At 44.0% G+C, this 22,349-nt stretch carries 24 protein-coding genes and 2 pseudogenes; 18 read left to right on the top strand and 8 right to left on the bottom strand.

Going from position 1 to position 22,349, the window contains the following annotated elements; all coding sequences use genetic code 11:
• Window positions 1-34: 34 nt before the first annotated feature.
• Window positions 35-1,390, bottom strand: a complete 1,356-nt coding sequence (gene mobB / locus BQ2633_RS09530; protein ID WP_075566716.1) for a conjugal transfer protein MobB — start codon at window positions 1,388-1,390, stop codon at window positions 35-37.
• A complete protein-coding gene (locus BQ2633_RS09525; RefSeq protein ID WP_075566714.1) occupies window positions 1,387-1,800 on the bottom strand; it encodes a plasmid mobilization protein in 414 nt (137 codons plus the stop codon). Before BQ2633_RS09525 ends, mobB begins: the two co-directional genes overlap by 4 nt.
• 523 nt (window positions 1,801-2,323) lie before the next feature.
• Between BQ2633_RS09525 and BQ2633_RS09520 the strand changes: the two genes are divergently transcribed.
• The 18 genes and pseudogenes from BQ2633_RS09520 (at window position 2,324) to BQ2633_RS09435 (ending at window position 18,480) form a co-directional block, all read left to right on the top strand.
• Window positions 2,324-3,121, top strand: coding sequence for a ParA family protein (locus BQ2633_RS09520; protein ID WP_075566712.1), 798 nt, complete (start codon window positions 2,324-2,326; stop codon window positions 3,119-3,121).
• Entirely contained in the window at window positions 3,114-3,539 is a 426-nt protein-coding gene (locus BQ2633_RS09515) for a DUF3408 domain-containing protein (protein WP_075566710.1), read from the top strand. Before BQ2633_RS09520 ends, BQ2633_RS09515 begins: the two co-directional genes overlap by 8 nt.
• Window positions 3,536-4,279, top strand: a complete 744-nt coding sequence (locus BQ2633_RS09510) for a hypothetical protein (protein ID WP_075566708.1) — start codon at window positions 3,536-3,538, stop codon at window positions 4,277-4,279. Before BQ2633_RS09515 ends, BQ2633_RS09510 begins: the two co-directional genes overlap by 4 nt.
• 142 nt (window positions 4,280-4,421) lie before the next feature.
• Window positions 4,422-4,727, top strand: a complete 306-nt coding sequence (locus tag BQ2633_RS09505; protein ID WP_075566706.1) for a DUF4134 domain-containing protein — start codon at window positions 4,422-4,424, stop codon at window positions 4,725-4,727.
• Complete coding sequence (locus tag BQ2633_RS09500; RefSeq protein WP_075566704.1) at window positions 4,727-5,056, top strand: DUF4133 domain-containing protein; 330 nt, start codon at window positions 4,727-4,729, stop codon at window positions 5,054-5,056. Before BQ2633_RS09505 ends, BQ2633_RS09500 begins: the two co-directional genes overlap by 1 nt.
• A 126-nt stretch (window positions 5,057-5,182) precedes the next feature.
• On the top strand, window positions 5,183-7,690 hold the full coding sequence (locus BQ2633_RS09495) for a TraG family conjugative transposon ATPase (RefSeq protein WP_075566702.1): 2,508 nt from the start codon (window positions 5,183-5,185) through the stop codon (window positions 7,688-7,690).
• Window positions 7,691-7,873: 183 nt separating this feature from the next.
• Window positions 7,874-8,503: a DUF4141 domain-containing protein gene (locus BQ2633_RS09490; protein ID WP_009436172.1), complete on the top strand. Its 630-nt coding sequence runs from the start codon at window positions 7,874-7,876 to the stop codon at window positions 8,501-8,503.
• Window positions 8,504-8,514: 11 nt separating this feature from the next.
• Window positions 8,515-9,552 carry a conjugative transposon protein TraJ gene (gene traJ / locus BQ2633_RS09485; protein WP_075567361.1) on the top strand — a complete coding sequence of 346 codons (1,038 nt, stop codon included), beginning with the start codon at window positions 8,515-8,517 and terminating at the stop codon, window positions 9,550-9,552.
• 17 nt (window positions 9,553-9,569) lie between these two features.
• Window positions 9,570-10,182: pseudogene (gene traK / locus BQ2633_RS09480) on the top strand (conjugative transposon protein TraK).
• Window positions 10,179-10,487 carry a hypothetical protein gene (locus BQ2633_RS09475; RefSeq protein WP_083234023.1) on the top strand — a complete coding sequence of 103 codons (309 nt, stop codon included), beginning with the start codon at window positions 10,179-10,181 and terminating at the stop codon, window positions 10,485-10,487. Before traK ends, BQ2633_RS09475 begins: the two are co-directional and overlap by 4 nt.
• The gene (gene traM / locus BQ2633_RS11505) at window positions 10,460-11,716 is read left to right on the top strand and encodes a conjugative transposon protein TraM (protein WP_075566700.1); all 1,257 of its coding nucleotides are present in this window, start codon (window positions 10,460-10,462) and stop codon (window positions 11,714-11,716) included. The genes BQ2633_RS09475 and traM overlap by 28 nt, the downstream gene beginning before the upstream one ends.
• Window positions 11,717-11,740: 24 nt before the next feature.
• Window positions 11,741-12,694, top strand: a complete 954-nt coding sequence (gene traN, locus BQ2633_RS11500) for a conjugative transposon protein TraN (protein WP_075566698.1) — start codon at window positions 11,741-11,743, stop codon at window positions 12,692-12,694.
• Window positions 12,688-13,284 carry a conjugal transfer protein TraO gene (locus tag BQ2633_RS09460; RefSeq protein ID WP_075566696.1) on the top strand — a complete coding sequence of 199 codons (597 nt, stop codon included), beginning with the start codon at window positions 12,688-12,690 and terminating at the stop codon, window positions 13,282-13,284. Before traN ends, BQ2633_RS09460 begins: the two co-directional genes overlap by 7 nt.
• 10 nt (window positions 13,285-13,294) lie before the next feature.
• Window positions 13,295-13,783: a DUF3872 domain-containing protein gene (locus BQ2633_RS09455; RefSeq protein WP_075566695.1), complete on the top strand. Its 489-nt coding sequence runs from the start codon at window positions 13,295-13,297 to the stop codon at window positions 13,781-13,783.
• Entirely contained in the window at window positions 13,776-14,276 is a 501-nt protein-coding gene (locus tag BQ2633_RS09450; protein WP_075566694.1) for a glycoside hydrolase family protein, read from the top strand. The genes BQ2633_RS09455 and BQ2633_RS09450 overlap by 8 nt, the downstream gene beginning before the upstream one ends.
• A 129-nt stretch (window positions 14,277-14,405) precedes the next feature.
• Window positions 14,406-15,821 carry a hypothetical protein gene (locus tag BQ2633_RS09445; RefSeq protein WP_075566693.1) on the top strand — a complete coding sequence of 472 codons (1,416 nt, stop codon included), beginning with the start codon at window positions 14,406-14,408 and terminating at the stop codon, window positions 15,819-15,821.
• A gap of 77 nt (window positions 15,822-15,898) precedes the next feature.
• Complete coding sequence (locus tag BQ2633_RS09440; protein ID WP_075566691.1) at window positions 15,899-17,467, top strand: ATP-dependent nuclease; 1,569 nt, start codon at window positions 15,899-15,901, stop codon at window positions 17,465-17,467.
• On the top strand, window positions 17,452-18,480 hold the full coding sequence (locus BQ2633_RS09435; RefSeq protein ID WP_075566689.1) for an AAA family ATPase: 1,029 nt from the start codon (window positions 17,452-17,454) through the stop codon (window positions 18,478-18,480). The genes BQ2633_RS09440 and BQ2633_RS09435 overlap by 16 nt, the downstream gene beginning before the upstream one ends.
• A gap of 202 nt (window positions 18,481-18,682) precedes the next feature.
• Here BQ2633_RS09435 and BQ2633_RS09430 read toward each other — a convergent pair whose 3' ends face one another.
• From BQ2633_RS09430 to BQ2633_RS09405, 6 genes and pseudogenes are all read right to left on the bottom strand, one after another.
• The gene (locus BQ2633_RS09430; RefSeq protein ID WP_075566688.1) at window positions 18,683-18,913 is read right to left on the bottom strand and encodes a hypothetical protein; all 231 of its coding nucleotides are present in this window, start codon (window positions 18,911-18,913) and stop codon (window positions 18,683-18,685) included.
• Window positions 18,914-18,938: 25 nt separating this feature from the next.
• Window positions 18,939-19,158 (bottom strand): annotated as a pseudogene (locus BQ2633_RS09425) (hypothetical protein).
• Between the two features lie 32 nt (window positions 19,159-19,190).
• Complete coding sequence (locus tag BQ2633_RS09420; protein ID WP_075566687.1) at window positions 19,191-20,465, bottom strand: PcfJ domain-containing protein; 1,275 nt, start codon at window positions 20,463-20,465, stop codon at window positions 19,191-19,193.
• A gap of 4 nt (window positions 20,466-20,469) precedes the next feature.
• Complete coding sequence (locus BQ2633_RS09415) at window positions 20,470-20,889, bottom strand: PcfK-like family protein (RefSeq protein WP_075566686.1); 420 nt, start codon at window positions 20,887-20,889, stop codon at window positions 20,470-20,472.
• Window positions 20,890-21,369: 480 nt separating this feature from the next.
• Window positions 21,370-21,720: a hypothetical protein gene (locus BQ2633_RS09410; protein WP_075567358.1), complete on the bottom strand. Its 351-nt coding sequence runs from the start codon at window positions 21,718-21,720 to the stop codon at window positions 21,370-21,372.
• Window positions 21,721-21,864: 144 nt separating this feature from the next.
• Window positions 21,865-22,338 carry a DUF1896 domain-containing protein gene (locus tag BQ2633_RS09405; protein ID WP_075566685.1) on the bottom strand — a complete coding sequence of 158 codons (474 nt, stop codon included), beginning with the start codon at window positions 22,336-22,338 and terminating at the stop codon, window positions 21,865-21,867.
• Between the last annotated feature and the right edge of the window lie 11 nt (window positions 22,339-22,349).

Here is a 22,349-nt window from a genome sequence, read left to right as displayed (position 1 = left end):
TTTATATTTGAATACTATGATAATGCCTTTAGAACTAGTGCTTTCTTCTTCCCAATCGCACCCTACTCTGTCTGCGCAGTTTGCGTTGCCAAGCCGCTTCTTTCCAATCATCATTCCCTGCCGGTGCTGCCAAAGTTTCTAAGGTGTCGTCCAAGAGTTCGTCAATGAGATTGTCGCTTTCTGAGTTGTTGTGAGAAACGTGGGACTTTTCTGAAAAAACGTCGGACTTTTTTGGAAAAACGTGGGAGTTTTTTTGAGAAATGTCCCACGTTTTTTCTCTTCCTTCAGCACTTTCCCCAAGGCTGTTGGGATAACGTGTTTCATCCAAGAAAGGATTCTGTCTGGTGTCTTGCAGATATTGGGCAAAGACGTTGGCAGAATATCCCTTGCCCAAACGTGAACCATTGAGGGCTATCCCTTCTTTGTCGTCTATAAAGGTGATACCATAGACGCGCCCTGCCTTATTTCTGCGAAGCACCACTCTCAATCCTTGTTGGCTAAGGCTTTTCTTCAAATCGACTTCTGACGAGGGGGAAGTGCTCATCGCCATAAGTACGCGTTGCCTTACCTTGGGTATATCTGTTTTTAGCGTAGACTTTGAGCGTTTGATGTGGTTGGTGATAGCGGTATGTCCTAATCCTCGACCTAGTTCAGAGGCTGCTATGGGCAGACTTTCTTTTTTGCCCTCATCATCTGTGAGGAGGTAGACCAGTCCATCATAGCGTTTGCCCCGAACTTCTGTTTTTACCTCTTCAGCTGTGAGATGATAGTGTGCGAGTATGGCATTGAGTTCTCCCAAGGAAGCGAATTTGTAGTGTGCAAGTACGGCACGAAGCACTTTTTCTACCTTTGTTTTTCTATTCTCTACGGACTCATTAAGCGTTTCTTTTGTACTTGCTTTTTGAAGCACTTGCTCTTGGGTCGGTGTACTGGGTATCAGTCCGTATTTTTGTTCTAGAGCATCTGTGATACGCTTGCTTCTTCGCTTTTCAAACCTATCATTGATTTTTTCTCCATGTTCGTTTACACGCAAAGAAACAATGTGTATATGTTCTCGCTCGATGTCGTGGTGCTTAAACACGATGTAGGGTTGTGAGCCGTAGCCGAGTGCCTGCATATATTCCTCGGCTAAGGTGGCTAGCCTCTCATCCGACAAGCGTTCATCGGGGTGAGGATTGAGGGAACAATGGAAGACGGTTTTCTTCGTTCGGCAATGTTGCGGAAGGAGTGCTTGCATATCCCGAAGTACTTCTTCCATCTTAAATTCCCCTTCTGCTGATTGATAGAGACCTTTGGATAGAATGACTTCGGCTTCTCCTTTTTCCACTTTCTTAAAGTTGTAGCCTAGCGTACCACCGAGGTTTTCCGTGGCAGAAATTTTGGCTATCATCGTTTTCGGTAGTCAATGGTGAGGGCAATAACTTGTGATTGCAACGCAAGGATTTGCGTGGAATAGTGTGCCAATTTCTCTAGCATCACCTGTGCTGTCTTAACGGAATGATAGGTATTGAGCGCGCGTACGGCTTGGTTATAGAGGATGCCAATCTTATGTAACTGTGCTGTGAATTCCGATAGCTTGCGGTTGTATTCCACGGCTGATTTATCTACGGAGATGCCCTTAAATTCTTCACCCAACAAGCGAGCGCGCACAAAGTCTGACTTTGTTTTTGCTCCCGAACGTTGGAACAAATCAATGATTTTCTGTTGGTCTTTGGGATTAGGAAGGCGTATGTGCCAATTGTCCCACCGAGGTTTATCGGAGTTTAAGCCCTCAGTGGAGGGATTGCTTTGCTGTTTCATGTGTTTCTTCTTTACTGACGACTTTGGAGTTCAGCGTTTCCTCGCACCGAGGCAAGGAGTTTTTGTGAGACAAACCGCGGTTTGTGTTACAAAGACACACCTTGCCAGTAAAAAGAGTTGATGCTGAGGAAGCATCCAGCCCTTAGTGGGCTGTTTCCTTCGGTCGTGTTAGGGGTTGTATTTGTTCGTCTGCAAAGTTACAGCCTAAACTTAAATCATTCAATACGAAAGGATTATCCAATTCATCCCTATTTTTCCCTCTTTTCTCCTTTTCTTGTGAGTGGACTAAAAACTAAGTTCTTTTGCAGAGTCAAAAGGTCTGTATAGACTGAGCTAAAGACATCCAAATGGACTGACTCATTGACTAACTGACTAACTGACTAACTGACTAACTGACCAATCGACCAATTGACTAATTGACTAACTGACCAATTGACTAACTGACTAATTGACCAATTGACTTAAGTCTATGAGTCTATACAGAGAAAAGTCTAAGCATTACGACCTCTAAACACGATGCATTATGCAACAGAAAGTATCACGACCTCTATTTTTAGGCTTCGCTTCTCAAAAAGGTGGAGTGGGAAAAAGCAGTTTAGCCGAAGTCTTGGCTGCGGTACTGTATTATGAGCGTGGGATTCCTCTTGTTGTCATGGATTGTGACGCAACACAAGAGTCGTTCTATAAGTTACGAGAGCGCGAACGGGACCTTATCGAGTCGGATGCCAAGATACAAGCTGAGATGAAAGCCTATTTCACGCGCTTAGGGAAACCTTCCTATACGATATTACGCGCCAAACCCGAAGATGCTCTCACGCTGGTGCAACAATATCTCGACACACAAGGAAGAGGAGAACGACTTGTAATCTTTGATTTCCCAGGACACGCCAGCACAGAGAGTTTGTTGCGCTTTTCTGTGGAGATGGATTTCATCATCTCTCCCATCGAAGCCGACCCTCAGTCCTTAGCGTCTTCTTTTGCCTATGCTCGCACCATCCGTGATTTGGGCTTAGGCTTTGAAGATGCGCGCATTGAAGACTTCTTCTTTCTCTGGAATAAGGTAAATCGCAGTGCAAATCCCACGATTCAACAGGTTTTCACGGACTATGCCCAGCAAGAGGGTTTGAGTATGTTTGATACTTGCATCTATCATTCGGTAAAGATTGCACGAGAATTACAAGCTGCAGGAGGTATCAAAACTTGTTTCCGCAGTTCTTATCTTGCGCCTGCTCCGATGTATCGCGCTGCCCTTGGCATTGATGCGTGGGTGGATGAGGTGATAGAGAAGTTACACCTTATAAATCTAATGTCTGATGAGTAGTCTGAAGGAACAACGCAATAAAATTTTCCAAGAGAAGCTCCAAGAATTGGGAGATATGGGTACGAAGGAACGAACGCTAGAAGATGCACCTTTCTATGACAAGCCCGTAACTTCCCTTGCACTTCCTCCAAAAGAGAAAAAGGAGGAGGAGATCACGAGTGAGTCCACATCAACGATTTCATTTTCTCAATATGCAGACCTCTATTTGACCGCCAATAGTACCAAAGGTGCGAAATCGGGATTCACCATTCGCACAGAGGTGTTGCAAACACTGCGGCACGTGCTGAGTGATTTGCGGTCTGACACGACACTCTCGAGTTACATTGAACGCATTATTGTGGAACATCTTCGCACGCACCAACAATTGCTCAATAAGGAAATTGTCAAACGCAAGAAGGAACAAACCATACAACTATGATTACTGCTTTTCTACTCAATATTTTGCTCCTTTTCTCCATCCTGTGGGTGGCGATGGGGCTGATTTATACCTTTCATCGTTGGAGAAGTGGATGTTCAACTCAACAGAAAGTTGTACCTCAAGCTGATACGCAGCAAGATACAGCCAAAACTTCTGAAGAGTATATCCTTGTGGGCAAAAGCAAAGGATTGACGACACAAATTATTGCTGCGACATCCGATGTGGAAGCCACTGAAACAGCTAGTAAGGAGTCGGTTAATGTGGCTGGTCAAAGTACAGTAACAGAAACTGTAGCTGATTCTTTACAACAAGAAATTGCAGAAGACTCCCACGAACAGACCGAAGAGAGTGAAATCGCGGTGGACTATACATTAGAAGAAGTGGATGAGGAGGAGGTGCTTCGCGAAGAAATCCTTTGGCAAGACAATGCTACTACCGATATTTCGCCCACTAGCATTCTCACTCGCGACTTAGTGCGATTGAATCATTGGCACAAACAAGATGATAGTCTTGATGAGGAGGACGAAACGGAGATTGTCCATACGCTCCAAAGTCTGAAAGGTACGGACTTATTGGCGCAATATAAAGCTCAACTCTCCCAAGAAGAAAGGGTGCATCAGAAACTCTTGCAAGCCATTGACAAGGCTGAAACAGAAGAACAAGAAGGGGCGGAAGAAGAAAAAGAATCTTCTAACTCCATTTCAGAAATTGCAACTCATTCTCTCGATTACTATCTGTAAAACTATCCATTCGGAACAGGAGAACTCTGTGGAGGTGTGAGGTTACACACCAATCCTACCTTTACTAGAACCTACAATACCTCCCTCTGTTCTCACTTCCATCCTCTCACCCTAGCAATAATCACATTTAATTTCTATCAATATGAAGACAACAAAGAAACTTTCTCTCGTGCTTCTCGCCCTCTTTCTCGTATCGGCAGGAGCTTATGCCCAAGGTAACGGTATGGCAGGTATCAATGCAGCCACTAAAATGGTGACTTCCTACTTTGATCCTGGCACAAAACTCATCTACGCCATCGGTGCTGTCGTTGGTCTGATTGGTGGCATCAAGGTCTACAACAAGTTTTCCAGCGGTGATCCCGACACCAGCAAGACGGCTGCCTCTTGGTTTGGAGCTTGTATCTTCCTCATTGTGGCAGCAACCATCCTTCGTAGCTTCTTCCTCTAATGGCATCGTGGGACATCAATAAGGGAATAGGTCGTACAGTGGAGTTTAAGGGCTTGAAAGCGCAATACCTCTTCCTCTTTGCTGGAGGACTCTTGGCGGTTTTTGTGCTTGTGGTCGTATGCTATCTCTGCGGTATGAGTCAGTGGCTGTGCTTAGGTATCGGCTTAGTGGGTGCCACGCTTGTTGTGTGGCAAACGTTTGCCATGAACCGCAAGTATGGTCAGTATGGACTGATGAAGCAAGGGGCAATACGTATTCATCCGCGCTACCTTATAAACCGCCGTACGGTCTATCACCTCATTAGGGATGCTCACATAGCACGGCACTAGCGTCGTTACTTCGACATTCGGGCTAGTCACGTACTTCAAGTACGCTCCTTCGCCCTCTGTCTCAGTGCCTAGCTATTACCGCACTCTGCGAACATTCCTCGTAACCTCTAACAAAAACACGAACATATGCGCAACACCAGCAAAATAAGTACGCTCGAAGCCAAGTTTCCTCTTTTGGCTGTGGAACATGGTTGCCTTGTGAGCAAGGATGCTGACCTGACTATTGCCTTTAAGTTGGAGCTTCCCGAACTCTTCACCGTGACAGAGAGCGAATATGAAGCGATGCACTCGGCTTGGCATAAGGCGATTAAGGTGCTTCCTAATTACAGCATCGTGCATAAGCAGGATTGGTTTATCCAAGAAAACTATGCTCCCGAACTCAATAAGGGAGAACTCAGTTTTCTGGCTCGTGCTTCGGAGCGACATTTCAATGAGCGACCTTACCTCCATCACGCGGTTTATCTCTTTCTCACCAAGACGACCAAGAAGCGCATGGCACAGCAGAGTAATTTCTCTGCCTTGTGCCGTGGGCATCTCATCCCCAAAGACATTGAAGATAAGGAAGCGGTGGCGAAATTCTTGGAAGCCGTAGACCAATTTGAGCGGATTATCAACGATAGTGACCATCTTCGTTTGACGAGAATGACTGAGGATGAACTCATCGGTACGAAAGAAAAGGCTGGACTCCTCGATAGATACTTTTCGCTTTCGGAGCGTCAGCACGCTTCTTTGGAGGATATTCGTTTGGGGGCAGACCTTGTACGTGTGGGCGACCAAATGCTTTGCTTGCACACACTGAGCGATACGGACGACCTCCCCACAAGTGTGCATACCGATGCACGCTATGAACGACTTTCTACCGACCGCAGTGATTGCCGACTGAGTTTTGCAGCTCCCGTGGGCTTGCTTCTTTCGTGCAACCACATCTACAATCAATATCTCTTCATTGAAGATAGCGATGCCAACCTTGAACGCTTTGAAAAGCAGGCGAGGAATATGCACTCTTTGGCGCGTTATAGCCGAAGCAATCAAATCAACGAGGAGTGGATACAGGAGTATCTCAACTTGGCGCACTCTCAGGGGCTGACTTCTATTCGGGCACACTTCAATGTTTTGGCATGGAGCAATGACAAAGAAGAACTACGTCAGGTGAAAAATGACGTAGGTTCTGCACTGGCGCTGATGGAGTGCAAACCTCGGCATAACACGATTGACACGGCTACGCTTTATTGGGCGGGTATCCCAGGAAATGCTGGGGACTTTCCTGCCGAAGAGAGTTTCTACACCTTCATCGAACCTGCTCTTTGTTTCTTTACGGCAGAAACGAACTACAAAGATTCTCTTTCTCCCTTCGGCATCCGCATGGCAGATCGTCTGTCGGGTAAGCCCATTCATTTGGACATTTCTGACCTCCCGATGAAGAAAGGTATTACCACCAACCGCAATAAGTTCATCTTAGGGCCATCGGGCAGTGGAAAATCCTTCTTCACCAACCACATGGTGCGTCAATACTACGAACAAGGGGCGCATGTTTTGCTCGTGGATACGGGCAATAGTTACCAAGGACTCTGCGAACTCATTCACAGAAAGACCAAGGGAGCGGATGGGGTCTACTTCACTTACACCGATGAAAGTCCCATTTCCTTCAATCCCTTCTACACCGATGATTATGTCTTTGATGTGGAAAAGCGAGAAAGTATCTGCACGCTGCTGCTTACGCTGTGGAAGAGTGCCGATGAACCGCTGACCAAGACGGAAGCGGGTGAGTTGGGTTCGGCTGTGAATGCTTACATTGAGCGCATCCGTGCCGACCATAGCATCACGCCTTGCTTCAACACCTTCTATGAATATCTCAGAGATGTCTATCGCAAGGAGATGGAGGAAAGAGAAATCAAGGTGACGCTCCAAGATTTCAACATCAACAACCTGCTCACTACGCTTAAACAATACTACCGTGGGGGACGTTATGACTTTCTACTCAATTCTACGGAGAACATCGACTTACTTTCTAAACGCTTCATTGTCTTTGAGATTGACCAAGTGAAGGACAATAAGGACCTCTTTCCTGTGGTGACAATCATCATTATGGAAGCCTTTATCAACAAGATGCGTAGATTGAAAGGTATTCGCAAAATGATTCTCATCGAAGAAGCGTGGAAAGCCATTGCTTCGGCTAATATGGCGGACTACATCAAGTATCTCTACAAGACGGTGCGCAAGTATTTTGGCGAAGCCATTGTGGTGACGCAAGAAGTGGATGACATCATTCAATCTCCCATTGTGAAGGAGAGTATCATCAACAATAGCGACTGCAAAATCCTCCTCGACCAGCGTAAGTATATGACCAAGTTTGATGGCATCCAAGCGATGCTGGGCTTGTCGGAAAAGGAGAAGAGCCAAATTCTTTCCATCAATCAGAACAATGACCCTCATCGCCTTTACAAAGAGGTGTGGATTGGACTGGGCGGTATGCAGAGTGCGGTCTATGCCACTGAGGTGAGTTTGGAGGAATACTTGACTTACACCACAGAAGAGACGGAGAAGGTGGAGGTGCTGCGCCTTGCCGAGCAACTCGGTGGCGACATTGAAGCTGCCATTCGACAACTGGCTCGGGAGAAACGACACGAGGAATAAACAGCAGCTCCCAAGAAGCGCACAGAAATCTCCGAGAGAACTAAAAAAATCTCCGATATTTTTCCAAAAACGTGGGAGATTTTCCCAAAAAAGTCGGACGTTTTTTCGCAAAAGTCCCTTGTTTTCTTTACAGTAATCTCACATAGCTAACTCGAATACTCATCATTTCAAATCAACCAACAAATGAAAAAGTACATATTTTCAGTCTTATTGCTTTCCATGCTTTTTTGTGGCAAGGCTCATGCCCAATGGGTGGTGACTGACCCTACCAATTTTGCGGGCAACATTGCCAACACGGTCAAAGAAATTGCCACTGCTGGTAAGACGGTCAAGAATACCTTGAATGGATTTAAGGAGGTGGAGAAGCTCTACAACGACACCAAGAAATACTATGACGCACTCCGCAAGGTGAACAATCTCATTGGCGATGCCTACAAAGTCAAGGAGTGTATCTTGATGGTGGGCGATATTTCTGACATCTACGTCACTTCCTACAAACAGATGCTGCGCGACCCTCATTTTCGTCCTTCGGAACTTGCTGCCATCGCTTCGGGATATACCAAACTCTTGGAACAAAGTGGCGAGAGTCTGAAAGAACTCAAGTCTGTTGCCAAGAGTGGTGTTTTTTCGATGAACGATCACGAGCGTATGCAAGCCATCGACCGCATCTACACCACACTGCGTGAGTATCGCTCGTTGGTGTCTTATTACACAAGAAAGAACATTTCGGTGAGCTACGTGCGTGCCCGAGAAAAGGGTGACCTCTCGGCGGTGCAAGCCCTATATGGTAACACGGCAAACCGATATTGGTAGGAGTGGGTGCTATGGATTTCGCTAGTTTACACGACCTACTGCGCTCTACATACGATGAGATGATGCCGCTCTGTGCGCAGATGTCGGGCATTGCCAAGGGAATTGCCGGTCTGGGTGCGCTCTTTTACATTGCCCTGCGCGTTTGGGCATCCATTGCACGGGCTGAACCTATCGATGTGTTTCCCTTGCTCCGTCCCTTTGTCTTGGGATTTTGCATCATGTTCTTCCCAACGGTGGTGTTGGGGACGATGAATGCGGTGCTTTCTCCTGTGGTGCAAGGCACAGAAGCGATGGTGCATCAACAAGAAAACACGCTGGCGCAGTTGGTGAAAAGGAGGGATAAACTCCAAGAGGCGGCTTATCTGAAAAAGCCCGAAACGGCTTATTTGGTATCTAATGAGAAGTTTGACGAGAAGATTGAGGAGATGGGTATCATCGGTCCGGAAGATGCGGTGACCATTGCTGGGATGTATGCTGAAAGGGCTGCCTATCAGACGAAGCAATGGTTTATGAAACTCTTCCGAGATTTCATGGAATTGCTCTACAACGCGGCTGGTTTGATTATTGATACTCTCCGCACCTTTATCCTTATTGTGCTTTCCATTCTAGGACCTGTCGTCTTTGGTATCTCGGTGTGGGATGGACTTTCGGGTTCGCTCAGTGCGTGGTTCTCGCGCTACATATCGGTCTATCTGTGGTTGCCCGTGAGTTCCATTCTTTCGGCTTTGCTTGCCAAGATTCAAGTTTTGATGGTACAAAAAGACATTGCAGCGCTTTCGAGTGCGAACTATGTTCCCGACTCGGGAACGTGGTACTACATTGTCTTCTTCCTCATTGGCATTGTGGGATATTTCTGTGTGCCCACTGTGGCTGGCTGGATCATCGAAGCTGGTGGCGGTATTGGGGCTTATGGTCGCAATGTCAATAGCGTGGCAAAGGGTGGCGCACAAGGAGCCTACACAGGTGGTAAGGCTACTGCTGCTGGTACGGGAGCTGCCGTGGGAAATATCGGTGGACGTATCAAGGGGATGCTTATTAAAGGCAAATAATTTCAATATACACTCCTATGGAATTCAAATCTCTAAAAAACATTCAGACGGCATTTAGTCAGATTAGGCTATACATCATCGTCTTTGCCTTGCTCTGTGTGGGCATTACGGCTTATGCGCTCTACGCTTCCTACAACTTTGCTCGAGAGCAACGAGAAAAAATCTATGTCCTTGACCAAGGGAAATCTTTGATGTTGGCACTGAGTCAAGATGCTTCTCGCAATCGTCCTGTGGAAGCACGCGAACACGTCAGACGTTTCCACGAGCTCTTCTTTAGCATTGCTCCCGACAAGGATGCTATTGAGCAAAATATGGCACGTGCCTTTGCGCTTTGTGATAAATCGGCTTTTGATTATTACAAGGATTTGGCAGAAAAGGGGTATTTCAATAGTGCCATCTCGGGCAATGTGAATCAGCGTGTGGAAATTGACTCTATACAATGTGACTTTAAGGTGTATCCTTATGCCGTGACGACTTATGCACGCATGTTTATTGTTCGACCTAGTAACGTGACGGAACGTAGTCTGATCACGACTTGCACCCTGCAAAATGCGGTGCGCTCGGACGGGATTTCTGATGGAACACTTTGTTGTGCGTGAGAATCAAGACCTTCAAACTTACAAACGATGACACGAACGTATTCTCCACAACGAATGCTCCGCAGCTGGATCATTCGCGGAAAGGTGTGGCTAAAACAACAATGTGAACGACTAAGTACGAAGCAGAGAAAAACACTGGTCTATGGCATTAGTTTGGTGTATCTACTTTGCTCTCTCTTTATGATTGCGCAATTCTTTGTGACTCCTCACACTACTGCCTTACCAATTCCGAAGAATGAGCATCTGGACAGACCTGCGCTCCAACAACAAGACACGGAATATCAGCAATTAAAACCAATACCTCAATTATGGATAAGAAACAACAAGATCAACTGAAAAAAGGGCTCGTCTTTGGCGGACTAGGATTGCTCTTTGCGCTCTCTATGTGGTTTATCTTTGCCCCTTCGGGCAAGGAGAAAACGGCAGCGCAGCAGGGACTCAATGACAGTATTCCGCAAGCGAGTGTGGAAGAATTGCCCAGCAACAAACTGAAGGCTTATGAACAGGGCAACAAATCGGCTGAAGAACAGCAAGCGAAGACGGAGATGGCGGAAGTTTCCGATGAGTTTGCAGCGCAGAATGCGGCTGAAGAAGCGGAAAGAGTGGAAGCTTCTCGCTCTCGAAGTAAGATTGAGCGGTCGATGCAACGCTATGCGGAGAACAACCGCTTGCTCAATGATTTCTATGCCACTGACCCTAGTGAGAAGGAGCGCGAAGAACTTCGCTCGCAAGTGGCTGAATTGAAAAATGAATTGGCAAAGAAAGATGATAAGGAACAGAATGAGGAGGAACGTCAATTGGCGCTGATGGAAAAGAGTTATCAGATGGCTGCGAAGTATCTTCCTAAGTCTTCGCCTAATAATCCTACCGCGCTAAACAATGCTTTTGCTCAAGCGCAGGAACGCACTATTGTTGCGCCTTCTTCTGACAAGCAATCGGAAGGAACAAAGACGGTGGAGGTGCTTCCCGAACGAAAACAAGTGGTGTCTTCTCTCTCGGGTGCGATGAGTGATGCGGACTTTGTCAAAATGTATGGGACGAAGGGGCGCAATCTTGCCTTTCACTCTATCAACAATGAGAAAAAGGGAGTGGAACGCAATACGATTCGGGTGCAGATTGACCATACCCTTGTTCTCAAAGAGGGGGAAGATGTGGTGCTGCGCTTGCTGGAAAATGCGCGCATTGGGAATTTGCACCTTCCTCGTCAGAGTCGCATCATTGCAAGTGCCAAAATAGAAGGACATCGGATGCTACTGTTGGTCAAAAGCATTGAACACGCTGGGCGCATTCTTCCTATCAAACTCTCGGCTTATGATATGGACGGACAGGAAGGTGTCTACATCCCTGAATTGGAGAACCTCTCTGCCCTCAAAGAAATGGGAGCTAACATCGGGGGAACGATGGGAACGAGTTTTACCTTCGCTTCTTCTGCCAAAGACCAAATCATCTCGGAAACGGCACGTGGGGTGATGCAAGGGGCGAGTCAGCTCTTGCAAAAGAAACTACGTACCATTAAAGTGACCATTAAGGGTGGTTACAAACTCTTCTTGATGCCTACCAAATAATCATTCAATCAATCGCTATAAACAATGAAACATTTCTTTTTCTCTGCGCTACTCCTCGTGGCGAGTAGCACAGCTGTCTTTGCCCAAAGCAAGGATAAACCCACGAATCTTTCTTCTTCGCTCTTGTCGTCGGGGACGCTCTACCAAGGATTGAGCCGAAGTGTTCCCAACGCTCGAGTTGTCTTGCCTTATGGCTTGGAGGTGACTTTCGACAAGACTACGCATCTCATCTTTCCTGCGCCTATTCGCTATGTGGACTTGGGTTCGCAAAACATCATTGCTGGCAAAGCGGAGGATGCGGAAAACGTCTTGCGCATCAAAGCTGCCGTGCAAGATTTTGAAACGGAGACTAATCTATCGGTGATTTGCGAAGATGGCTCGTTCTATGCCTTTAATGTGAAGTATGCTACCGAACCTGAGAAGCTCAACATTGAGATGCAGGATTTCCTTGCGCCTACGGCTGGAAGATTGCCTTCCAACCGCTCGGACATCTATTTCAAGGAACTGGGCAGTGAGTCACCTATCTTGGTGAAACTCATTATGCAGAGTATCTACCAAAGCGATAAGCGCAGGATTAAGCACATCGGCGCGCAACAATTTGGGATGAAGTTCTTGCTCCGCGGTCTTTATGCGCACAATGGATTATTTTACTTTTACACGCGCATCGACAATGACACGAATATGCCTTTTGCTGTGGACTTTGTGACGTTCAAAGTGGTGGACAAAAAGGTGGCGAAGCGCACTGCGATGCAGGAACAAGTGCTGCAACCGCTTCGTGCTTATCATCAATTATTGGAAGTGAAGGCAAACGATAACGAACGTGGGGTCTTTGTTTTGGAGCAGTTTTCGCTTTCTCAAGACAAGGAACTGCAAGTGACGCTCTACGAACGTGGAGGGGGACGCACGCTTTCTTTTTCGCTTGACCAAGAGGAACTCTTGTTGGCGCAAAAGATTGATAAACTCAAACTGAAATGGTAAGAACTATGAAACTGAAGCTCTTGTTTTCTTCGCTTTGTGCTGCACTAGTGGTGGGATTGCCCACTGCGGTGCAGGCACAGCGTTTGGTGCCTAGTCAAAAGGGATTGGAAGTATCGGCAAGTGTGCCCATAGTGAAAGGCAAATCGCTCTTTAAGCAAGACGATTTTGGGCTGACATTGTCGCTTTCTCACTATCTCAAACGGGGTAAATATACTTTCGTGTCGGCTGGTTATGAACAGCAAGCTTTGAGTTATCGCAGTTACCAAGTGCCCCTGCGTGACTATCTCGTGCAGATGGGATATGCACATCCCTTGCTTTCGGACAAAGGGAAGAATGTGTTTTTCTATCTTGGTACTTCTGCGCTGGTGGGCTATGAGCAACTCAATCGAGATAAGATGATTTTGCCCGATGGGGCGAAGTTATTGGACGACTCACGCTGGGTGTATGGCGCAGGATTGCACACGAGTGTGGAACTCTTTCTCACGGATAGGATTATTGTCGGTGGAAAAGCGCAACTGCGCTATCTTTTTAACTCGGATGTTCACAGACTTAGACCGACGCTGAGTTTGGGACTTCGCTATCAACTTTAATTTTTATTCTATGAAACGTAACATTTTAGGCGTAATATGGGTGATGGGGGTGCTCTCCTTCGCTGGGTTTTGTCTATCTAGTTGTACTCCTGAGTTGGATGTGCAGCAAACTTATGACTTTTCTCTGCAAACGTTGCCCGTTCAAAAGGACATCATAAAGGGGGCGGTGGCTGAAATTCGCTGTTCGCTCAAAGCGGAAGGCGATTTTAAGGACACGCACTATACGATTCGATATTTCCAACCCGATGGGAAGGGGGAATTGCGTTTGGAGGATGGCACATTACTTGTGCCCAACGACCGCTATTTGTTGATGCAAAAGGAATTCCGTTTGTATTACACTTCGCACTCTACTGATCGACAGACGATTGATGTGTATGTGGAAGATAATTTCGGGCAAAAGAAGGAGTTGCACTTTAGTTTTAATGGCAAAAGTGCTGAACAGCACGTGGATCATCCTAAACCTACTCCTCCTACCTCAAAAACTGAACGAGATGCGTAAGTTATTGTTCTGTTTGTTTTTCCTCTGCTTCCCGTGGCTATGGCTGCGGGCTCAGCAGAGGATTGCTTTTGCTCGGCTTCCTCCTTTTGAGCGTGCTGTGGTGTGTGTGAAATTCTTTGAGGGATTTCACGGAAAGGGCTGTTATCCGTATGTGGGTTATGGGCATCAACTTCAAAAGGGGGAGCATTTTTCTTCGAATATGCCCGAGTGGCAAGCGGACTCTTTGCTCCGCGCTGACCTTATGGCGCAATTTGACCGCTTCAAATGCTATGGAAAAGATGCTCTACTCCTTTCTCTTTTGGCTTATAATGTCGGCGCTGGGCGCATTCTTGGCTATGGCAAGCAGCCAAAGAGCCAACTTCTGCGCAAAATAGAGTCGGGAGATAGGAACTATATTCAGGAATACCTCTCTTTTTGCCACTACAATGGCAAAATTCTGAGGGGACTAGTCAAAAGAAGGAAGGCGGAGTTTGCCCTATTTTATATTCTCTGATTTAACCAAGTACACCCCTTGCAAGTTTTATTGGCTTGCAAGGGGATTTTTCTTACCGTTTTATTCGTCTTTCTCGCTATGAATGAGTAACTTTGTCGTCAGAAAAATCATCGAATATTAGTTAGATATATGAAACCATTGAACCCTAATAAGGCAAATCTTTTACTCCTTTTTACGAGAGACCCTTTTATTAAACTTGTAAACAAGGAGTTGGAATATTATTCTTCTAAAGATGACTCGCTGATAGGTTTTGTTTCTTTAGATCAGGAGGATAAAACATTTCATACCATTCTTTTCGACCGAGATTCAAGAAACAAGTATTGTCTCGTTTCTATGAATTTGGATCTTAATTCAATAGAGGAAGGAAGAAAAGCTCTAAAAGACATGATGGGTACATATGTACGAAATGAAGACGCTCTGAAGAAAGAGCTTCCAGCAAATGACTTTTTCACTCCGATTGTAAAATCTGAGCAGCAACATCCATACTTTACCATATTATTGGATAAGGATGGATTCTTTACTGCGGCAAAATCTGTCATTGAAGAGTTGTCTTTTCACTACGAGGATAGAGATGGCAATTTTGTAGATCAATTTCAATCAATAAATGGCTTTGATGCACGAATTTGGGAATTATATTTATGGTGCTATTTTAGGGAGGAGAACTTTCATTTCAACTATAATCATACAGCTCCTGACTTTTTGATAGAGAAAATGGGATATGAGATTGCAATAGAAGCTGTTCATATCCATCGTAAACAGGACTTAGACGAACCTACAAATATTCCGACATTTGAAGAAATTTGCAAAAAAATGGAGAATGAAATTCCTCTAATGTATGGCTCTTCTCTATATTCAAAGTTAAACCACACATATAAAGACCAACCATATTGGGAACTTCCACATGTAAAGGGCAAGCCATTGGTATATGCCATTGCCGACTTTCATGCGGATATGTCTATGACTTGGTCTTTTCCTGGAATTGTAAGTATCTTATATGGTATTGAACAGAAAGCAATCCATCATGATGACGGTACAATATCATTGGAAAACGAATCCGGTATCACATTTCAGAAGAGGGAAAGTAGCATTAAACCACTTTTTCTTGATGACAAATTCAAACATGTGAGTGCTATATTGTTTTCTCCTTGTGGTACTTTGCCAAAATTCAACAGAATGGGAATACAAGCTGGTTATGGCAATCATAAAAACAAGGTATATCAAATAAAGACCTGCTATAATTCAAATCCGAATGCAATTTTACCAAACGTGATTGGTAAGGTAGTGAATGAGGAGTGCAGGGAGACATGGGCAGATGGCATTCAGATATTTCATAACCCATTTGCTGAGATACCATTAAGTCCAAACCTTTTTCCTCGAGTTGGACATCATTTCTACAAAGATGGACTTCTTGAAAGTTCAGTTCCCAACGACCATACCATTTCAACGATGACATACAATATCAAAAATCGTCCAATTGATCCACCTTCATTTAATATGCATTCATCAGAAGAATATGATAAAGTCATAAAAAAATGGAGGCTGTAACTAATAAGTGCACATTTGATGAAATCATATGATACAGTTTTCCAGTAAATCCAAACCCTATTGCAAGCAATAAAGAAATGATTACTATAGAAAAAATCAAGCTACACAATTTCAAGAGATTCAAAGATCTAGTTTTTGATGTTAATCCCGATATTAATATTTTTATTGGTGATAATGAATCCGGAAAGAGTACAATTCTACAAGCGATAGATATTGTTGCTCGAGGAAGTAGAACACGCATTGAGAATATTGGTCTCGACAAACTTTTCAACATTGAGACTATCCGTGAATATATGAACGGGGTTCGAGATTTGAACAAGATGCCAGAGATGTATGTGGAACTGTACTTTCCTAATCAACCAGATCCCTCATTAGAAGGGATGAACAATAGTACAAGAAACCTATGTTCAGGTATAAGATTGTGTTGTGTCCCCAATGATGAATATAGTGAGCAGATTGCACAATTGCTGCAAAACCCGAATGCTTCTTTTCCTTTGGAATTTTATAAAATTGTATTTGAAACTTTTGCTGGTGAATCGTTCAATGCTTATACTAAGAAGCTAAGTTGTATTTTTGTTGACAACTCTACAATAGGTAGTCCTCGTGCTATGCGTGACTATGTGAATGATATTTATCATGCACAGCTAACTGATGAGCAACGTATAAATGCAAGATATGCATACAAGAATAATAAAGTTCAATTTCAGGAGCAAATATTGGCTCAATATAATGATTTGATACCACCTTATAGTTTTGCAATAAGGGAATCCGCTGACGATAATATTGAAACTGATATTACACTTTTAGAGAATGATATTCCTTTAGAAAATAAGGGAACTGGGACTCAGTGCTTTATAAAAACAGAACTTTCTATAAACAGGGCAGTTAATAGCATTGATGCAGTATTGATTGAAGAACCAGAAAATCATTTGAGTTATACAAAGATGTTGGAACTCATTGAACTTATAAGAGGATCTCAAAATCGACAGCTCTTTATCTCTACTCATTGCGACCTTATCGCTACAAGGTTAAACCTGAAAAAATGTCTGCTTTTTAATAGTTCATCTACCAATGTTGTTAGTTTGGGGGCTTTACCTGATGATACCGCTGATTTTTTCATAAAGGCTCCAGATAATAATATGCTACAATTTGTATTATCTCCGAAATCCATCTTGGTAGAAGGAGACGCGGAGTTTATTTTAATGGAGGCTTTGTATAAAAGAACGCTTTCTAAAGAACTTTCTTCAAGTGGGATAGGAGTTATTGCTGTTGATGGAAAATGCTTCAAAAGATATCTGGATATAGCAAAATTATTGAATAATAAAGTAGCAGTAATAACTGACAATGATCATGATTATGCTGTTAATGTAACAAATAATTACTCGGATTTCACCCAAAATCAATTTCCCAATATCAATATTTATTCAGATACAAATAACACAAGGAACACTTTCGAAGTATGTATTTATCAAGAGAATCAAGCCATATGCGATAGCGAATTTCAAACTCCTGGACGTAGATTAGCCACCGTGGATTATATGCTTAAGAATAAGGCAGAAGCAGCATACTTGTTGCTAAAGAATAAAGCTAATACAATTGTTGTTCCTCAATATATACAAGATGCAATAAGATGGATAGACGCTTAATGCTTGCAGTCGCAGGATCTGGAAAAACGACTTACTTAATAAATAAATTAAACTTGGGACGGCGTTTCTTGATAGTTACCTACACGGATAATAATTTAGCAAATATCCGCCAACGCATAATCAACACTTTTGGTTATGTACCTCAAAATATAACACTTATGTCATATTTCCAATTCTTAATACGTGTATGTTATCGCCCTTTTCTCAAGGATAAGGTTCGAGCAAAAGGTATCACATGGGATATGCCAAACCCGGAAACATTAAAATTAAAGCGAAACAATCCTTTATTTTACCTAACCAAAGGGCGGTATTTATATCATAACAGGATTGCCAAGCTGTGTTTGGAATATTGCGCAAATCTAATCAAAGAACGTATAGAAAAGTTTTATGACTACTTTATGGTTGATGAAATTCAAGACCTTGGCGGGCATGACTTCAATTTGATACAAGCCATCACTCCTACTACCATTGATTGTCTATTTGTAGGAGATTTTTACCAACATACTTTCGACACCAGTAACGACGGGAATATTAATAAAGGACTATATAATGACTACAATAAATACAAGAAAAAATGGTCTGCGATTGGAGTTACTATTGACGAGACTACGCTTTCCAACAGTTATAGATGTTCGCCTACAACTTGCCAACTTGTTACACAACAATTACACATCCAAATTTCTTCTCATTGTCAAGATAATACAACAATCATTTTAATAGATAATCAAGATGATGCAGATACCTTGTTTGTTGACAATGAAAAAATCAAATTGTTTTACAGAGAGGCTAATAAATATTCGTGCTATGCAGAGAATTGGGGAAAATCTAAAGGTCTTGATAAGTTCCAAGATGTTTGTATTGTATTGAACCAAACTACCTTGAAAAGATACAATGACAATACATTGCATCAATTAAATCCGTCAACTCGGAATAAACTTTATGTTGCTCACACAAGAGCAAAAAGGGATATATACTATATTCCACATGTGTTTTTAGATAAATACAAACAATGACTTTGCATTCTTTCTTAAATAGATGTATTGCATCTATTTAAGAGAGTTATGGTATCTCTTGTCGGCTTTTTGTTACTTTTAAGCCGGCTCAACTTACCGTCAAAAGTAACGAGGTACTTTTTTATTGGGGTTTCTTTACTCCTTTCTTTGTCCGCCCAAAGCAAACGAAAGAAAGGAGCGGTCGGCAAACCTGTCGACCGCTCTACTCCGTCTGTTCTTCTTGAACGGTTATCCGTCCCATCCTTACTTCGGGGTGAGTGGAGAAAGCCCTATTGATTTCCTCATCGGGCAGAGTGCTGTGAATGTTTCCGCCCATCACCATTCCGCAATCCTGAATGACCTTGCGTCGTGCTTCCTCCTCGCTTTCGGCAACAACTTCAACCACTCCCTCAAAAACATACAGCGTCTGTACTCTGTAAACTCTCTTTTTCATATTCTCAAAATTCAACCTTTAATAATCAGTTTTTCGCTGGTTCTCCATTGGACAGGCTACGGTGGTAAGCCCAAAATGATATGAACCGTAACCATAGGCAAAGAACTTGTCAAGTTTCGTTTCTTTAGCTATTTTGTTGGTAGCCGACCTTAAGTCTTCTTCGTTGTCGGATAGGGTTATCGCATTGATAACCTTATGAGAATGTGCAGTATCTCGTCTGCCCAATTGCATACAATGCTTTCTATTTCCTGCTTTCATATCTGTAATATTTGGGTGATTATGCTATCGCTCTCATTCTCTGCTTTATCAGTTTGCAGTTGGCATTGACGAGGTTCACTATCTGCTCGTGATACTCGGTATTTTTGTTCTGCAAGCCACGACTTTGCACCACTTTGAGCGTGTCCAAATTGACCTCAATCGTTTCTATTCGCTTGCCATCTATTCTTGCCGATAGGATTAGGCTTTGCTTTTTGAGGTAGTATTCATTAGTGAATACGCAATGGTGCAAGGCTTTACCCTCCTCTAAATATTCCTGCACGCTCTCTAAGACTTTCACTTGGATAACTCCGTCTGTAAAGGTGATGCCAAAGAATGGGGATTTGAGTTCTTGAAAACGCTCCTCGTTTTCTATCGCTTTCTGTCGTCTTTGAGCTTCGGCTTCCTTATCTCGCTGAGCTTGCAGTTTCCGCTGTGCCGTGTCGTGAGCTTCTTGTAAGTTTTCGGGACAAACATACTTCGGACTGTGGATGTCTTTACCCAATCTACGGAGCATATCCACATAATCGCACCAAAGGGCGATGTCTATAATGTCGTAGTGATTGCGAAGGGTGATTTTGTAGGCTGCCCAATACTGGTCAATGCCGTGGGGATTGATCAAGAAGTGGCGCAAGTCTGCTGTTCTTCCTCCTTTGAAAAGGGTTTCTGCACGGCTATCTGTGAGGAGGGATGGGATTAACTTTGTAGGGGCGATGTCGTGACAATCTCCTGTAAAGCCATTTCTTTGGAGAATGTCTAGGGATTTGACCTTGGGATAGAGTGGACTTTGTGCGATGTACTGATAGACTTCATTATCTCTGCGGATGGCTTTGGGAGAATGAAAGGCAAAGGTGTCTAGGTAACTGCCCATTGTGCGCTGTATCGCTACAATGGTTTGTTTGCCTTGGCTATTCCACCAATACTGACCTATCTCTATGACAGAAGACTCGGCTGGATAGCCTTTCTCCATCCCCACAATGAGTAGGTACATTCTAAGGACTTGATAATTTCCCGATGTGGTGAGAATGGTGAAATAGTGCTGTTCCTTGTGTTTCCTCGCTCTTGTGGTCTGCACTTGCAACTTGGCTCTACAATGAGGACAAGTGCAAGTTTCTCTATCTTTGTTCATTACCCAACTATGTCCACAATCCATACACGTTGTGCGACCTTTGGGTAGTCGGTAGGCGAAGTGAGTGATACATTCTCGAAATGCCCACTTGATTTGTTGCTTCGTTATGGGGCGAAGATGCTTGCTTTGCTCCATTACGGCTGCTTCAAACTTATTTCTTGCTTTCATTGTCTTAGTCAAATAGGGTGAGTTGAGGTACTTCTTCTGTACTGGCTTCGTTCTTTGGCTTACTTCGCTTGCGGTCTTGCAATTTGCGGAGTTCTTCGGCTTGATATTGTGCAAAGGCTTGTTGTCGAGCTTCGGCTTTTTCCTCGTCTGTCAAGACTATGGTATGATTGACAACTACATTACAGGGGATTGCGTTGCCCACTTCTAAATCGTCTTCATCATAGTAGTGTACCGCCATTGAATAGATTTCATCATCTTCAAATCCATTGCAACCGCTTTTCTGCACTTCACTCAGAATATAGGTGATGCACTCCTCTATATTCTTGTTTGGTTTCATCAAGTTGGGCGCAAACAAGGGGTCGGTCATTGCTCGCTGATTGAGATACTCGGCAATGATGCGTGTGAATTGGTCTGTTCCGTTCATATTGATAGAGATTAAAGGGTGTTATCGGTGGGTCGGCTAACAGCATTTATGCGGTAATGAGAGGAGGAGCTACTTCCTTTTCTACTCATCGAAGATGTTGTATTTACTTTCTGCTTATCCATAGCGACATTTTTTTTATGCGTCCAAAGATCGGAGTATGCTGATTCCTTTTTCGTAGCAAAAAGAAGGGAGGGGAGCTGCTCTGCGACAAGGTTTAGACGAGAAATACGAGCCTAGCGAAAGCGGAGCTGGAGATTTCTCGACTAATCGCTAGACTTGACCTTGACGCAGTGCTAAAGCGACCTACTACCTTTGCGAAAGAAAATAGGAAACAGCATCCGTCTTGGAGGGGCATCAAGTGGAGCTATGATGAAGAAGCGAAAGTGCAAAGCCATAATCTCTCGACTAGCCAGAAAAGAGAAAAAGTGGCTATCTCGAGAAGAGATAACCACTTTTTGATTTGAGAGAAGGCTGTGCTTATCAAAGCACGCAGAGCAGGATAGCACAGAGAACAGCGAACCAAAACAAGTAACGCAGGAGCGTGAAAGTGATTTCCAAAATTACTTTGACGACAAAGCGCAATAAGAGGAAACTTCCGAGAATGGAAATCGCGGTGACGACTTGTGGCGTAATGAGCTTGGAAAGAAGAGATACAAAGCCGATAAGCAACGCTAGAAGTGTGACTAAGCCAATGAAGCGTGTCCAAGAGAAACGATGGACTTGCTTGGGCGCAGGCACGCTGGAGGGAGCGTTGTCTTGCTGAGAAGCTGTTTTGTCTACTCGGTTGAAGGATGGAGAGTGAAGGTCTGTGGGCATAATTTGATGATTCATATCGGAGAGTGTTTGGTGATTCAAGAGCAACAACAAGATAGTTCGCGACACCTAAGACAAGGATTTGAAAAATACTTGACGAGTGGAGCGAAATACCTATCTTGGCTCTTGATACCACCGCACTCTCGATGTGACAAATGATGACTAATCCACAGCGTTTACTCCTTCAACGGTAGGCAAATTGTTTTGCTCGATGATCAAGACTATCGTTCCTGTGAGTTCGGTGTAGAGGTCTTCGTACTGTGGACATGCTGCAAAGTCGTCCGTGAGATGGTAGTTGGCAAAGACGCGTTGCACCGCCTTATTGCGGAGGAGAATGGGAGCGAGTTTCTCTGGTAGTGGACTAGGAAGCTCTGCCTCAAATTCATTTTCCAAAACAGACACTAGGGTGTCGTACTTTGAGAAATGCAAACCTTCAAAGAGTACATTGCTGGCAATGCTTTCGGCTTCGGGATGTGAGAAGCCCTGCGCCACTGCATCGCAATAGGCGGTGAGGGCTGCATCGGAACGAGAGGAAACGAGGGTGGCATCGTCCACAAGCTCGGGTTGATGGTCGCGGAGATAGGCTGTGAGTTTCAAACGGAAGTAAGAAAGCTCGGGAGTTGCTTTTGTGTTCATAATAAATATAG

This window comes from Ihuprevotella massiliensis (assembly GCA_900095835.1).
In the GTDB taxonomy this organism is placed as follows: domain Bacteria; phylum Bacteroidota; class Bacteroidia; order Bacteroidales; family Bacteroidaceae; genus Alloprevotella; species Alloprevotella massiliensis.
The sequence above is the reverse complement of the archived record's forward strand: the minus strand, read 5'-3'. Positions and strand labels throughout refer to the sequence as shown.